Source organism: Pseudomonas sp. Marseille-Q5299 (assembly GCF_943737035.1).
Lineage (GTDB): Bacteria > Pseudomonadota > Gammaproteobacteria > Pseudomonadales > Pseudomonadaceae > Aquipseudomonas > Aquipseudomonas putida_E.
In genome coordinates this window covers 498,176-510,908 of sequence record NZ_CALSFR010000004.1, presented here as the reverse complement: position 1 = coordinate 510,908, position 12,733 = coordinate 498,176, and the positions used below count along the sequence as shown (strand labels likewise).

Annotated in this window: 16 protein-coding genes; 8 read left to right on the top strand and 8 right to left on the bottom strand. The window is 65.0% G+C overall.

All coding sequences use genetic code 11. The annotated features are described in order from the left end of the window. Positions 1-123: 123 nt before the first annotated feature. From NGJ21_RS15370 to NGJ21_RS15335, 8 genes are read left to right on the top strand one after another with little or no spacing between them, the layout of a single operon-like run. Positions 124-1,317, top strand: a complete 1,194-nt coding sequence (locus NGJ21_RS15370; RefSeq protein ID WP_115275179.1) for a PepSY-associated TM helix domain-containing protein — start codon at positions 124-126, stop codon at positions 1,315-1,317. Further along, complete coding sequence (locus tag NGJ21_RS15365; protein WP_046785613.1) at positions 1,314-1,853, top strand: PA2404 family protein; 540 nt, start codon at positions 1,314-1,316, stop codon at positions 1,851-1,853. The genes NGJ21_RS15370 and NGJ21_RS15365 overlap by 4 nt, the downstream gene beginning before the upstream one ends. Continuing rightward, positions 1,850-2,170 (top strand): hypothetical protein, encoded by a 321-nt coding sequence (locus NGJ21_RS15360; protein ID WP_039601114.1) that lies wholly within the window; start codon positions 1,850-1,852, stop codon positions 2,168-2,170. The genes NGJ21_RS15365 and NGJ21_RS15360 overlap by 4 nt, the downstream gene beginning before the upstream one ends. Positions 2,171-2,181: 11 nt before the next feature. Continuing rightward, positions 2,182-2,751: a DUF6162 family protein gene (locus tag NGJ21_RS15355; protein WP_115275567.1), complete on the top strand. Its 570-nt coding sequence runs from the start codon at positions 2,182-2,184 to the stop codon at positions 2,749-2,751. 16 nt (positions 2,752-2,767) lie between these two features. Beyond that, entirely contained in the window at positions 2,768-3,670 is a 903-nt protein-coding gene (locus tag NGJ21_RS15350) for a metal ABC transporter substrate-binding protein (protein WP_012313979.1), read from the top strand. Continuing rightward, positions 3,667-4,413: a metal ABC transporter ATP-binding protein gene (locus NGJ21_RS15345; protein WP_046785615.1), complete on the top strand. Its 747-nt coding sequence runs from the start codon at positions 3,667-3,669 to the stop codon at positions 4,411-4,413. Before NGJ21_RS15350 ends, NGJ21_RS15345 begins: the two co-directional genes overlap by 4 nt. Continuing rightward, complete coding sequence (locus NGJ21_RS15340) at positions 4,413-5,312, top strand: metal ABC transporter permease (protein ID WP_251962338.1); 900 nt, start codon at positions 4,413-4,415, stop codon at positions 5,310-5,312. Before NGJ21_RS15345 ends, NGJ21_RS15340 begins: the two co-directional genes overlap by 1 nt. Next, on the top strand, positions 5,309-6,178 hold the full coding sequence (locus tag NGJ21_RS15335; RefSeq protein WP_251962337.1) for a metal ABC transporter substrate-binding protein: 870 nt from the start codon (positions 5,309-5,311) through the stop codon (positions 6,176-6,178). The genes NGJ21_RS15340 and NGJ21_RS15335 overlap by 4 nt, the downstream gene beginning before the upstream one ends. Positions 6,179-6,236: 58 nt before the next feature. On the opposite strand, the gene NGJ21_RS15330 is transcribed toward NGJ21_RS15335, so the two are convergent. From NGJ21_RS15330 to NGJ21_RS15295, 8 genes are all read right to left on the bottom strand, one after another. Next, positions 6,237-7,289: a DUF1615 domain-containing protein gene (locus tag NGJ21_RS15330; protein ID WP_115275181.1), complete on the bottom strand. Its 1,053-nt coding sequence runs from the start codon at positions 7,287-7,289 to the stop codon at positions 6,237-6,239. A 26-nt stretch (positions 7,290-7,315) separates the two neighbouring features. Further along, on the bottom strand, positions 7,316-7,867 hold the full coding sequence (locus tag NGJ21_RS15325; RefSeq protein ID WP_046785619.1) for a hydrolase: 552 nt from the start codon (positions 7,865-7,867) through the stop codon (positions 7,316-7,318). Positions 7,868-7,924: 57 nt separating this feature from the next. Continuing rightward, entirely contained in the window at positions 7,925-8,644 is a 720-nt protein-coding gene (locus tag NGJ21_RS15320; protein ID WP_251962336.1) for a thioesterase II family protein, read from the bottom strand. Beyond that, complete coding sequence (locus tag NGJ21_RS15315) at positions 8,641-8,862, bottom strand: MbtH family protein (protein ID WP_012313972.1); 222 nt, start codon at positions 8,860-8,862, stop codon at positions 8,641-8,643. The genes NGJ21_RS15320 and NGJ21_RS15315 overlap by 4 nt, the downstream gene beginning before the upstream one ends. 112 nt (positions 8,863-8,974) lie before the next feature. Continuing rightward, complete coding sequence (locus NGJ21_RS15310; protein WP_119689145.1) at positions 8,975-9,376, bottom strand: hypothetical protein; 402 nt, start codon at positions 9,374-9,376, stop codon at positions 8,975-8,977. A gap of 84 nt (positions 9,377-9,460) precedes the next feature. Then, positions 9,461-10,996: a DHA2 family efflux MFS transporter permease subunit gene (locus NGJ21_RS15305; RefSeq protein ID WP_046785623.1), complete on the bottom strand. Its 1,536-nt coding sequence runs from the start codon at positions 10,994-10,996 to the stop codon at positions 9,461-9,463. After that, entirely contained in the window at positions 10,993-12,186 is a 1,194-nt protein-coding gene (locus tag NGJ21_RS15300; protein WP_046785624.1) for an HlyD family secretion protein, read from the bottom strand. Before NGJ21_RS15300 ends, NGJ21_RS15305 begins: the two co-directional genes overlap by 4 nt. Positions 12,187-12,214: 28 nt before the next feature. After that, entirely contained in the window at positions 12,215-12,688 is a 474-nt protein-coding gene (locus NGJ21_RS15295) for a MarR family winged helix-turn-helix transcriptional regulator (protein WP_039603231.1), read from the bottom strand. Between the last annotated feature and the right edge of the window lie 45 nt (positions 12,689-12,733).

The window sequence follows — 12,733 nt, the reverse complement described above, 5'->3', positions numbered from 1 at the left end:
TTTTGCTTTTCTGAAACATTTGCTTGCATTTAAATAGGCAGGATTTCCATTCTCATTCGTCTTTATAGATGCAGCCCCTGTGGTTGGGCATATGCTCGACCCTCATTTTCAGAAGACCGACCGATGGCCAAATCAACCAAAAAATCCAAGTCCAAGCTGTGGTTCCTGGTCCACAGCTGGCTCGCCCTGCCGATCTGGTTCTTCGTGCTGATCGTCTGCTTCACCGGCATGCTCGCCGTGGTCAGCCAGGAAATCGTCTGGCTGGCCAACGCCGATGTGCGCGCCAACAAGCCCGACGACAGCGCCGAACGCCTGAGTTTCCAGCAAGTGCTCGACGCCCTGCACAAGGCCGAACCGGATATGGTGGTGCGCACACTGAGGCAGCCGGACGGTTCGCACTTTGCGCTCAACGCTGGGGTTACCCTGCCCGACGGCAGCAGCCCGACGCTGTACGTCAACCCCTACACCGGGGCCATCCAGGGCAAGGTCCCGGACTTCAACTTCGAGGCGTTCACCCGTGCCTTGCACGGCTGGTGGCTGGTGCCCTTCACCAACGGTTTCAGTTGGGGCTGGTACCTGGTCTCGCTGCTGGGCCTGCCGATGCTCGCTTCGCTGGTGACTGGCCTGGTGGTGTACAAGAAGTTCTGGAAAGGCTTCTTCAAGCCCATTCGCACCGGCCACGGCTCGCGCATTTTCTGGGGCGACCTGCATCGCCTGGCCGGGGTCTGGTCGATCTGGTTCATCGCGGTCATTGCCATCACCGGCACCTGGTTCCTGATCCAGGCGATCCTGTTCGATAACCACATCACGATCTCCAGCCAACCGATCACACCTGTGATCGCCCGGGAAGATGTACCGCAAACCGCCGATGGCAGCCCTGCCCCGCGCATCGACCTGGATGAAGCGGCGCGCATCGCCGGCCTGGCCATTCCGGGCCTTGAAATCAACGCCATCTCGCTGCCCGCCACGGCCTACAGCCACATCACGCTGAACGGCCCGGGCTGGTACCCGCTGATGTTCCAGAGTGCCAACATCAACCCCTACACGCGTAACGTCGACAGCCAGTTCCTGATCAGCGACCGCTCCGCCCTGGAGTTCGTCACCGAATCCATGCGCCCACTGCACACCGGCGACTTTGGCGGCCTGCCGGTCAAACTGATCTGGTTCTTCTTCGGCCTTATCCTGACGCTGATGGTGTTCAGCGGCCTGCTGATCTGGACCAAACGTACCGCCCAGGCGACCGCCGCCGCCCTCAAGCGCAGCGAGCGTGCGCCCCGCGCCACCGCCAGCGACACCCCCGTGGAGATCCGCCCATGAGCCAGGCCCAGGCCCTGCCCACCCGCCCACTCAAGCAGTGGTGGCTGAAGTGGCGCTTTCACTTGAACATTCTGCTGATTCTCATCCCGCTGGGCTTCATGCCCAAGTATTTCGCCGACGCCAAGCTGTTTCGCGGTGATGCCGGCTTGGGCGTGAACCAGATCAGCGATATTCAGGTCGGCCCTTACAGCCTGGACCTGGCCGAACTGCGCAGCGAAGCGCCCCGCGCCGACGGCCCGGCGGGCTACTTCAAGCCCTTCAACGCCGCGCTTTGCAAAGCCTGCATCAACGACGTCAAAGCCGTGTACCTGCGCATCGGCAAACCCCGCAGCCTGCGCGCCGCCGGCACCATCTTCTTCGGCGCGCCCTACCGCATGGGTACCAACCTGCCGATCCCTGCGCGCACCAAGCCCGACGCGCAGATCTGGATCACCCTCGAAGGCTGGGACGGCAGCATGCATCAGGCATCGGTCCCGCTGAGCAAGGCTTCGCCAGCCACCGTGGCCTGGCTCGAAAAACAAGGAGGCAAGAAATGAAGCACATGATGCGCAGGCTCGCCCTGCCCCTGCTGGTGCTGGCCGCAGGCCCGGCCCTGGCCCACAACCCGATGTGCGAGTGCGAAGAGCTCGATGGCGGCCAGGTCAAATGCACCGGTGGCTTCTCGGACGGCAGCGGCGCCCCGGGCGTGACCCTGGACGTGATCGGCTATGACGAACAGGTACTGGTCGGCGGCAAGCTGGGCGATGACTCGACGCTTACCTTCAAGCGCCCCGACGGCGAGTTCTACGTGCTGTTCGATGCCGGCCCCGGCCACGTGGTGGAAGTCGACTACGCCGACATCACGCAACCATGAGCGGCCCTACCCTGAGCCGTACCCAGGTGGTGCGCCCCGCCGGCGCCGGGCACGAAACCCTCTACGTGCTGCTGGTCAGCCTGCTGATCGTCATCGTCGCCGCCTGCGTGGTGCTGCTGCGCGGTGAACGCGAAGACGAGCAGGCCATCGCCAGCCACCAGATCGACGCCCGCCGCGACCTGACGCCCGCCGAACAAGGCATCTATACCGACCTTCGCGTCGCATTCGACGAGGTTCAGTTGCTGCGCGAAGAAACCGCTGCCGTACCCAGTGTGGCGTCGTTGGCCGAGGAAGGCTTGCCACCGTTCGTGGTAGACGCCGGCAGCCAGAGCCGTGGCAGCCACCAATGGCAGTGGCTGGAGGCTGGCGCCTATCTGGGTCGCAGCCAGGCCCCGCAGGTCGCCGGCAGCTTTTTGCTGATCGTGCCGCACGAGCACAGCGCCCAGCCTGACGTCTGGCTGCGCCGCGACAGCGCCGCGGTGATGCCGGACGACCTTGGCCAGGCAGCCCTGATCGCCGCTGGCTGGCAGCAAGTGGCTAGCCATTACGACGCCGGGGTCACCCGCGAACACCGTCACTGAACCCAAGGAATTCCCCATGTTGCGCTCCGCCCTCACCCTGCTCCTGGCCCTCGCGTTACCGGCCCTGGCCCTGGCCGACACCGGCAAGCCCTTGCGCATCGGCATTACCCTGCACCCGTACTACAGCTATGTGAGCAATATCGTCGGCGACAAGGCCGAAGTGGTGCCGCTGATTCCCGCAGGCTTCAACCCGCACGCCTACGAGCCACGTGCCGAGGACATCAAGCGTATCGGCAGCCTGGACGTGGTGGTGCTCAACGGCGTCGGCCATGACGATTTCGCCGACCGCATGATCGCTGCCAGTGAAAAGCCTGACATCAAGACCATCGAAGCCAACCAGAACGTGCCGCTGCTGGCGGCCACCGGCATCGCCGCCCGCGGTGCCGGCAAAGTGGTCAACCCGCACACCTTCCTGTCCATCAGCACCACCATTGCCCAGGTCAACAACATCGCCCGTGAACTGGGCAAGCTCGACCCGGACAACGCCAGGTTCTACACCCAGAACGCCCGCGCCTATGCCAAGCGCCTGCGCGGCTTGCGCGCCGAGGCGCTGGCCAAGGTCACCGAGGCACCCGGCGCCAACTTCCGTGTGGCCACCATTCATGCAGCCTACGACTACCTGGTGCGCGATTTCGGCCTGGAGGTCACGGCAGTGGTGGAGCCGGCCCACGGCATCGAACCGAGCCCGGCACAGCTTAAGAAAACCATCGACCAGCTCAAGGCGCTGGACGTCAAGGTGATCTTCTCGGAGATGGACTTCCCGTCGGCCTATGTCGAGACCATCCAGCGTGAGTCCGGTGTGCGCCTGTATCCGCTGACGCATATTTCCTACGGCGAGTACACCAAGGACAAATACGAAGTAGAGATGAAGCGCAACCTCGACACCGTGGTCCGCGCCATTCAGGAGAACCGCGCATGACCGCGGCCGCCAACCTCATGGTGCGCGGCGGGCCCGGCATCGAATTCGCTGGTATAGACCTGACCCTCGGCCGCACGCGCATCCTCGAGCAGGTCCAGTTCAGCGTCGCCGCCGGCAGCGTACATGCCATCGTCGGGCCCAACGGCGGCGGTAAAAGCTCGCTGATCAAGACCCTGCTCGGGCAGATGCCACACCAGGGCCAACTGACCCTGCACTGGCCGGGTGAGCAGCAGGTGATCGGTTACGTCCCCCAGGCGCTGGAGTTCGACCGTGGCCTGCCGATGACCGTGGACGACTTCATGGCCGCAATGTGCCAACGCCGCCCAGCCTTTCTCGGCCTTTCGCGCCGCGTGCAACCGGCCATCGACGCAGCGCTGGCGCAGGTCGGCATGCTCGACAAACGCAAGCGGCGCATGGGCGCTTTGTCGGGCGGCGAACGCCAGCGCGTGCTGCTGGCCCAGGGTTTGATCCCCGAGCCGCAGTTGCTGGTGCTCGACGAGCCCATGTCGGCGCTCGATGAAGCCGGCATCCGGGTGTTCGAGCACTTGCTGCAGGGCTGGCGCCAGGCCGGCACCACCGTGCTGTGGATCGAACACGACCTGCAAGCGGTGCTGCGCCTGGCCGACCGGGTCACCGGGCTGAGCCGCCAGGTACTGTTCGACGCCCCACCTGCCCAAGCCCTTACCCCGGAGCGCCTGCTGAGCCTGTTCTCCGTCCACCCGCGCAGCGAGGGCCGCACCTGATGAGCTACGAAGCATTCCGCCAACTGGTCCAGGAATGGGCCGGCGCTGGCTACCTGCCCGAGGCACTGGCCTACGGTTTCGTGATCAACGCACTGCTCGCCGGCCTGATGATCGGCCCGGTACTGGGCGGCCTGGGCACCCTGGTGGTGGTCAAGCGCTTCGCCTTCTTCTCCGAAGCCGTCGGGCATGCCGCCCTGACCGGGGTGGCCATCGGCATCCTGCTCGGCGAACCCTACACCGGGCCTTACGGCAGCCTGCTCGGCTACTGCCTGCTGTTCGGCATCCTGCTCAACTTCCTGCGCAACCGCACCGGGCTGTCGCCTGACACGCTGATCGGGGTGTTCCTTTCGGTGTCGCTGGCTTTGGGCGCGAGCCTACTGCTGATGCTGGCCGGCAAGATCAACGTGCACATCCTCGAGAACGTGCTGTTCGGCTCGGTGCTGACAGTCAGCGCCCAGGACCTGGTGGTGCTGGGCATCGTCGCTGCCCTGGTGCTGGCGCTGGCCCTGCCGCTGTACAACCGCATCATCCTGGCCAGCTTCAACCCGCAACTGGCAGCCGTACGCGGGGTGGCAGTGAAGACCCTGGACTACCTGTTCGTGGTGCTGGTGACGCTGGTAACGGTGGCGTCGGTGAAGGTGATCGGGGCAATCCTGGTCGGTGCGTTGCTGGTGATTCCGGCCGCTGCCGCACGCCTGGTCAGCCAGTCGCTCAAAGGCTTTTTCTTCATCTCGGTTCTGATCGCCACCCTGAGCACGCTGCTGGGCATCCTGATGCCGATCGTCTTTGACCTGCCGGTACCGTCGGGTGCCGCGATCATCCTGGTTGCCGGCATTTGCTTCGCCCTCGCGGCCCTGGCCCGCGCCCTCGTCCCACGCCTGCAAGGAAACCCGGCATGAACCTGAAACAGCTCACCCTGGCGCTGGCCCTCACCGGCCTGCCCTCGTTCGCCCTCGCCACCGAGGTGCTGACCACCCTGCCGGTGACCCACAGCCTGGCTGCGGCCTTGCTCGATGGCACCGCCGTGCAGCTCAAGCGCGCCGCGCCGGCCAACCTGCCGGCCAGCCGCCAGCCTTCGTACTTCACCAGCCGTGGCGGCGCGAGCCTTGCCAAAGCGGCGCAGCAGGCCGATGCGGTGATTGGCCTGCGCTCGATCTGGCGTGACGACCCGCTGTACCCCATGGCCCGGCGCAGCAATATCCGCATCGTCGAAATCGATGCAGCGCGGCCGGTGGACGGTGCCCTGCCGGGCATCGCGGTCAGTGGCGATGACGCCTACAACGCCTACCCCTGGCTGAACCCGACCAACCTTGGGCGCATGGCCGACGTGCTGGCCAACGACCTGGAACGCCTGGCGCCCGCCGACAAGGCGAAGATCCAGGGCAACCTGGCGGGGCTCAAGCGCCAGTTGCTGGAATTGACCGCCAGCAGCCAGACCAAGCTTGCCCAAATCGATAACCTCAGCGTGGTCAGCCTGTCCGAGCGCCTAGGCTACCTGGCCAGCGGCTTGAACCTGGATGTGGTGGAACAGGCACTGCCGGCCGAGGGCAAGTGGGACAACGCCGCGCTCAAGGCACTGGGCGAGAACCTCAAGAACCAGGATGTGGCGCTGGTGCTGGACCATCGGCAGCCGAATGCGGCAGTGGCCGAGGTGATCAAGGCCTCGGGGGCCACGTTGCTCGTGGTGGAAAGTGACCCGCAAGACGCCGTGGCCGGGCTCAAGGCCAGTGTCGATCAGGTGGTCGGGGCGCTGAGCAAAGGGTGATGCAGCCTGTACCTGCCCGATCGCCGGTTTGCCGGCGATCGGGCCAGGGCAGACAGCCCTAGCGTTTCATGCACCGCTGATACCGCTCATCCACCCTCCCCGCAAACCACGCCGTGGTCAGCTTGCGGGTGATTTTCGGGCTTTTCAGTTCGATCCCCGGCAACTTGGCGCGCGGCACCGGCTTGCCTGCGGCTGCGTCAGCCAGGGCGAACACCCCGCTGTACAGCTTGCTGTCCTCGAAGGCCAGGCTGTCACCCAGTTCCAGCTGGCTGCGGATCTGCGGGTTACGCAGCCCCAGCTTCACACCCAGCTTGCGCGCCGCCTGCTCGGTGCTGCCGGGCATGATCGCGCCGGGGGCGATCAGGTCACCATCCAGGGCCAAGGGCACGCCCGTCACCTTGCTCAGGGCCGCCTGAAACGCGGCATTACGGCTGGCGTACCAGCCCGCGTTGAAGTCGGCGAAGCGATAGAGCTGGCGCTCATAGTGCGCGGGGTAACCCAGCAAATGGCCGATACCGAAATACATGCCGCCACGACGGCTGAAGACCTCCTGGCGTATGGTGCCGTCGTAGGTGTAGGGGTAATCCTTGGCATGCTGCTCGGCAAACTCGACGCTGACCTGCATCGGCCCACCGGTGTGCACCGGGTTCAGCCCGCCCAGCAAGGTCCGGCCCAGCGGCAGGCCGGTGATGAACTCGTCGTACAGCGCACTCAGTTGCTTCTCACTGCGCACCGCAAGCAGCCGCTGCTGATACGTCTGGCCATTGCCCGAAGCCGTATTCAGCGCGCCGTCCACCAGCAACCGCGGGATATGCAGGCTCGCCGCGCGGCGGTCGACCTCGGCACGGGCTATGCGCCCAAGGTTGGGGACCTGCGGGTCGGCATTGAAGGTCGATTCCTGCTCGGTCACCGCCAGCACCGCACACAGGTTGCTCTTGCTCGGGGCGATGCGCTGGGCTTCGAACGCCACCTGGATATCCCTGGCCCAGCCCTCGCGGTCCCTGGCCTGGGCTGGCAACAAGCGCACCAGTTGGGCACGCACCTTGGCAGGGTCGGCCTCAGGCTCTTCCTCACGACGCCCGGCGCAGCCCTGCAGCAGCGCCAGGGCCATCAACCCGGCAGCCAGCAGCCGGCCGTTCAGGGCTGCTCCCCGACCAGATAGGTCTTGCTGATGTGGCGAAATTGCGGGTGGCTGGCGTTGCCCATGAGCTCGAACAGCACCATTTCGCGGGTAACTACCTGCGCCCCGGCCTGACGCATCCGCGCAAGCCCTGCAGCCTTGTTGGCCAAGGTACGGCTGTCGCAGGCATCCTCGACCAGGAACACCTGCTTGCCCAGGCCCAGCAGGCCGAGCACGGTCTGCAGCACGCAGACGTGGGTTTCCATGCCGCACACGATTACTTGCTCGCGCGCCAACAGGCTGGCTGGCAGGCACTGGGCCGCAACGCAGGAAAAATGGGTCTTTTCCACGATTTCAGCTGCAGGGGCGGCGGCGAGAAGCTCGGGCAGGGTGTGCCCCAGGCCTTTGGGATATTGCTCGCTGATGACGATCGGCAGTGCGAGATCGGCGCATGCTGCCAGCAGCCAGCGTGCCCGGGCGCGGGTGCCCTCGGCGTCGCTCATCGCGCCAATGAGCTTTTCCTGGATGTCGACGACCAGCAACGTGGCCTGGTGAGGATCGATCAGCATTGTCTGCCTCTTGCCTGGGAAAACGCCTAGCATCCCCAAGGCAAGCGGCAACGTCAATCAGGCGCAAAGCCGATGGGGCTCCAATGCTGCAGCCAGCGCCGTGAGCACACGGTCCTCCTGCTCATGGATGAAGAAGTGGCTGCCCGGAAACATGTGCAAGGTGAACGCACCCTGGGTTTCCTGGCCCCAGGCCCGCAGTTGCTCTTCACTGGCGCGGTCGTCTTGCCCGCCCAGCACATGCAGCGGGCACGCCAAGGCAGGCCTTGGGCGGTAGCTGTAACGGCCACAGAGCAGGAAATCCGCCCGCAGGATCGGCAACGTCAGGCTCATCAGCTCGGCATTGGCCAGCACCTCCTCCGGCGTGCCATTGAGTTCCCGCAGCTCATTGCGCAGCTCGTCATCGGTCTTGGGGTCGCGCCAGTTCTTGCCGTCGTAGTCCTCACGCCGGGTGGGCGCCGCAGTACCGCAAGCGAACAGCGCCACCGGTAACGGGCACCCCAGCGCCTGCAGCTCGTGGGCCAGCTCGAAGGCCAGCAGCGCCCCCAGGCTATGGCCAAGCAGCGCATACGGCGCGGCGGCGGCCTGGCGCTGTTCGGCTGCCAGTTGCCGGGCCAAGGCCTGCATGTCGGTGTGCAGCGGCTCGCCCATGCGCGCGCCGCGCCCGGGCAACTCGACCGGGCGTACCTGCAGCCAGGCTGGCAGCTTGCGCCGCCAACGGCTGTAGACCATGGCGCTGGCCCCGGAATAAGGCAGGCACAGCAGGTTGAGCGCGGTCACTGTGCGGCAGCGTCCGCCATCTTCTGACGCAGGCTCAGCGGGCGCATATCGGTCCAGACTTCGTCGATGTAGGCCAGGCAGTCCTTTTTCAGCCCGCTCTTGCCCACAGCGCGCCAGCCGTTGGGGATCGCCTTGTAGTCGGGCCAGATGGAATATTGCTCTTCGTGGTTGACCACTACCTGGAACTGGATATCGTCGCGGTCGAAAACGGAAGTCATTGCCTGTCTCCTTGAGTGATGGATGCCGGTACGCGCTTGGCGTAGGGCGGCTCTCTGGTAGACGTAGGAAACATCCGAAAAATTAGCGGTTGGGCATGACAACTTCTGGGGCTCAAGCATCCCTCAGCAAGTCATGGGTATCCAGCAAGCGATAAGCCACCTGCGGATTGCGCTCCAACCCGCGCCGTATAGCCGCCGGGATCGACTGGCGGGTCTTGCGGCATAGCCCAGGCTGGTCATCGAGCTCGATGACTATCCCGCGCATGGTACGCACCTCGTTGTAACCGGGCGCGATATGCAGCCGAATGCCCAGGTTCTCGTACATCCTGGCCTGCAAGCGCTGCAGGTCTTCAAGGTCCTTGAGGTTTTCCAGCCGCTCGATCAGGCGCTTCTCCTCCTGGCGGGTGAGCAGGAGGATGCGCTGGGCCGCAGGCGGCTGCGCGGCCAGGTGCTCGCGGCCGCAGTCACAGGCGCCAGGTGGGCAAGGTTGGCGTAAGGCAAGTGCTGTGCTCATGGGCCAAGCATAGCGCGTCGCGGCGAAAGAGCGTGCGCCAACCGCTTGCGCAAAATTGAGCGCCGCCCCCAAAACCGCGCCTGCTCAATGCCCCGCTGAAGCCGGCCCCGCCTTGGCAGCAAACGGCGGCTTGGCCAACCACACCAGCAGAATCAACCCGGCAAACACCCAGCCCATCAAGGTGAAGTAATCCACCGTCGACATCATGTAGGCCTGCCCGTTGAGTATCTGCTCCAGCTGCGCATAGCTTTGCGGGTTTGCCCCGCCCAGTTGCTCCAGCGTGTGCCGCGTCGCCGGGTCGAACTGGCTGATGTTCTCGCTCAGGTAGGCATGATGCTGGTCCGCCCGGCGGATCCAGATCCACGTGGTCAACGACGCCGCAAAGCTGCCGCCCAACGTGCGCAGGAACGTCGCCAGGCCAGACCCGTCGGCGATCTGGTGCGGTGGCAGGTCCGACAGCAGGATGCTCAAGGTCGGCATGAAGAACAGCGCCACACCAATCCCCATGAACAGCTGCACCAGGGCAATGTGCTGGAAGTCCACCTCGTTGGTGAAGCCCGCGCGCATGAAGCAGCTGGCACCGATGGCCAGGAACGCCAACCCCGCCAGCACCCGCAAGTCGAAACGCTGCGCGTACTTGCCCACGAACGGCGACATGATCACCGGCAGCAGGCCGATCGGTGCCACTGCCAGGCCTGCCCAGGTGGCGGTGTAGCCCATCTGCGTCTGCAGCCACTGGGGCAGGATCAGGTTGATGCCGAAAAAGCCTGCATAGCCCCCCACCAGCACAATGGTACCGATGCGGAAATTACGGTGCGCGAACAGCCGCAGGTTGACCACCGGGTGGCGGTCAGTCAGCTCCCAGATGATGAATATCGCCAGGAACACGACCGAAATCAGGCTGCCGATGATGATGAACGACGACTCGAACCAGTCCAGGTCATTGCCCTTGTCGAGCACCACCTGCAATGCGCCCACACCGACAATCAAGGTCAGCAGGCCGATGTAGTCCATGGGCTGGCGGCTGGTCACCACCGGCCGTGCTCGCATCTGCTGGCGCACCACTGCGGCAGCGAACAAGCCGATCGGCACGTTGATGAAGAAGATCCACGGCCAGCTGTAACTGTCGGTTATCCACCCGCCCAGGATCGGCCCGGCAATCGGCGCCACCACCGTGACCATCGCCAGCAACGCCAGTGCCATCCCCCGTTTGGCCGGCGGGTAGACGGCAATCAGCAAGGTCTGGGTCATCGGGTAAAGCGGCCCGGCCACCACCCCCTGCAGCACACGAAAGCCCACCAGCTCCGGCATCGACTGCGAGATACCGCAGAGGAAAGACGCCAGTACGAACAGCAGCGTGGCCCAGATGAACAGCTTGACCTCACCGAAGCGCCGGCTGAGCCAACCGGTCAGCGGCAACGCGATGGCATTGCTCACCGCAAACGAGGTGATCACCCAGGTACCCTGCTCGGAACTCACCCCCAGGTTGCCGGAAATGGTCGGCAAGGCCACGTTGGCGATGGTGGTGTCGAGCACCTGCATGAACGTCGCCAGCGACAGGCCTATGGTGGTCAGCAGCAGGCTCGGCGGGGTGAACTGCGCCGCAGCGTTGTTACTCATCGTTGCGCCGTCTTGCCAGGGGCGCTGTTGTCGTGGATCAGCCGAGCGATCAGATGGTCAGCTTCGTCCAACTGACGGTCGTACACCTGGGTGGTGTAGCTGGCCTGCTGCGGCGGCTGTTGGGCCAGGGCCGGGCCGCTCTGATCGTGCAAGTCGACCTCGACCACCGTGGACAGGCCAATGCGCAGCGGGTGGGCCTTGAGCTGGTCCGGGCTGAGGTGAATGCGCACCGGTACACGCTGGACGATCTTGATCCAGTTGCCGGTGGCGTTCTGTGCCGGCAGCAAGGCGAACGCGCTGCCGGTGCCGGCGCCCAGGCTGTCGACGGTGCCGCTGTATTTCACGTCGCTGCCGTACAGGTCGGCGCTGATTTCCACGGGTTGGCCGATACGCATGTCGCGCAGCTGGGTTTCCTTGAAGTTGGCGTCGATCCACACCTCGTCCAGCGGGATGACTGCCATGGTCGCGGTGCCCGGCTGCAAACGCTGGCCGAGCTGCACGGTACGTTTGGCGACGTAACCGGTGACTGGCGCCACCAGCGTGGTGCGTGCGTGGTCCAGGTAAGCCTGGCGCAGGTCGGCGGCGGCGGCCATGACCTCGGGGTGCGAAGACACCACCGTGTCGTCCACCAGCGCCGTGCTGGTATTGAGCTGCTGGCGCGCGCTGTTGACGGCGGCCTGGGCCACGGTCAGGTCATCGCGGGCATGGGAGATTTCTTCAGCAGCGATCGCACCGCTGTCAGCCAGCACCTTGCGCCGGTTGTAGTTCTGCCGGGCCTTCTGCAGCTCGGCCTGGCGTGTCTGCAACTGGGCCTTGAGGGAATCGACGTTGCTGTACAGGCCACGCACCTGGCGCACCGTACGGGCCAAATTGGCTTGCGCGGCCTGCAGGGCCACCTCGCTGTCGGCCGGGTCGAACTGCAACAGCACCTGGCCAGCATGCACCAGGTCGCCGTCATCGGCGCCGATGCTGGTGACGGTGCCGGTGACCAGCGGGGTGATCTCCACCACATTGCCGTTGACGTAGGCGTCGTCGGTGCTTTCGTGCCAGCGCCCGATCAGGCTGTACCAGGCCCAGGCGCCAGCGCCGGCAAGCAGCACCACCAGCAACAGGCCAAGCAGCCAGACTTTGCGCTTGCGCGACGGTTCGGGTGCGGCGGAGGGAGTTGAGGTGTCTGCGTTATTGGCCATGACAATACCTTGGAATATGAAACAGGAATCAACGATCGCCGAAGCGGCGGATCGTCAGAGGGTCGCCGGCACCGAGCAGGACCTTGGCCAGCAGGCCTTCAAGGGTCTTGAGTTCGTCAGGCTGCAGCACGCCGACCAGTTCGTTCATCGCCGCCGCGCCGATCTCGGGCAAGCGGTCGGCCAGGCGTTGGCCTTCGGCGGTCAGGGCCAGGCGTACCTGGCGACGGTCGTCGGCGCAGCGGTTGCGCAAGATCAGGCCCTTGTGCTCGAGGCGGTCGAGCATGCGGGTCATCGAGCCGCTGTCCAGGCCCAGGTAGCGGCACAGCTCGGCCGGCGTATCCACCTGGTACTGGGTGACGATGATCAACACTTTGAACTGCGCGGCGGTAACGCCTTCTGATTCGAGGTGCCAGTCGAGAATGCGGTCCTTGAGGATCGCCGCGCGGCCCAGCAGCATGCCGATGGCGCAGGACTGGAAGTTTTGCGGGGTGAAATGGGACATCGGCAGCAGCTCGGGCAATTGTGTAAAAATATTACTGCCTAGGCA

What these genes read in the sequence shown, in the direction of transcription:
- NGJ21_RS15295 (WP_039603231.1), bottom strand. Translation starts at nt 12,688, where the DNA reads ATGTCCCATTTCACCCCGCAAAACTTCCAGTCCTGCGCCATCGGCATG.
- NGJ21_RS15315 (WP_012313972.1), bottom strand. Translation starts at nt 8,862, where the DNA reads ATGACTTCCGTTTTCGACCGCGACGATATCCAGTTCCAGGTAGTGGTC.
- NGJ21_RS15370 (WP_115275179.1), top strand. Translation starts at nt 124, where the DNA reads ATGGCCAAATCAACCAAAAAATCCAAGTCCAAGCTGTGGTTCCTGGTC.
- NGJ21_RS15360 (WP_039601114.1), top strand. Translation starts at nt 1,850, where the DNA reads ATGAAGCACATGATGCGCAGGCTCGCCCTGCCCCTGCTGGTGCTGGCC.
- NGJ21_RS15310 (WP_119689145.1), bottom strand. Translation starts at nt 9,376, where the DNA reads ATGAGCACAGCACTTGCCTTACGCCAACCTTGCCCACCTGGCGCCTGT.
- NGJ21_RS15300 (WP_046785624.1), bottom strand. Translation starts at nt 12,186, where the DNA reads ATGGCCAATAACGCAGACACCTCAACTCCCTCCGCCGCACCCGAACCG.
- NGJ21_RS15330 (WP_115275181.1), bottom strand. Translation starts at nt 7,289, where the DNA reads ATGGCCCTGGCGCTGCTGCAGGGCTGCGCCGGGCGTCGTGAGGAAGAG.
- NGJ21_RS15325 (WP_046785619.1), bottom strand. Translation starts at nt 7,867, where the DNA reads ATGCTGATCGATCCTCACCAGGCCACGTTGCTGGTCGTCGACATCCAG.
- NGJ21_RS15365 (WP_046785613.1), top strand. Translation starts at nt 1,314, where the DNA reads ATGAGCCAGGCCCAGGCCCTGCCCACCCGCCCACTCAAGCAGTGGTGG.
- NGJ21_RS15340 (WP_251962338.1), top strand. Translation starts at nt 4,413, where the DNA reads ATGAGCTACGAAGCATTCCGCCAACTGGTCCAGGAATGGGCCGGCGCT.
- NGJ21_RS15335 (WP_251962337.1), top strand. Translation starts at nt 5,309, where the DNA reads ATGAACCTGAAACAGCTCACCCTGGCGCTGGCCCTCACCGGCCTGCCC.
- NGJ21_RS15350 (WP_012313979.1), top strand. Translation starts at nt 2,768, where the DNA reads ATGTTGCGCTCCGCCCTCACCCTGCTCCTGGCCCTCGCGTTACCGGCC.
- NGJ21_RS15345 (WP_046785615.1), top strand. Translation starts at nt 3,667, where the DNA reads ATGACCGCGGCCGCCAACCTCATGGTGCGCGGCGGGCCCGGCATCGAA.
- NGJ21_RS15305 (WP_046785623.1), bottom strand. Translation starts at nt 10,996, where the DNA reads ATGAGTAACAACGCTGCGGCGCAGTTCACCCCGCCGAGCCTGCTGCTG.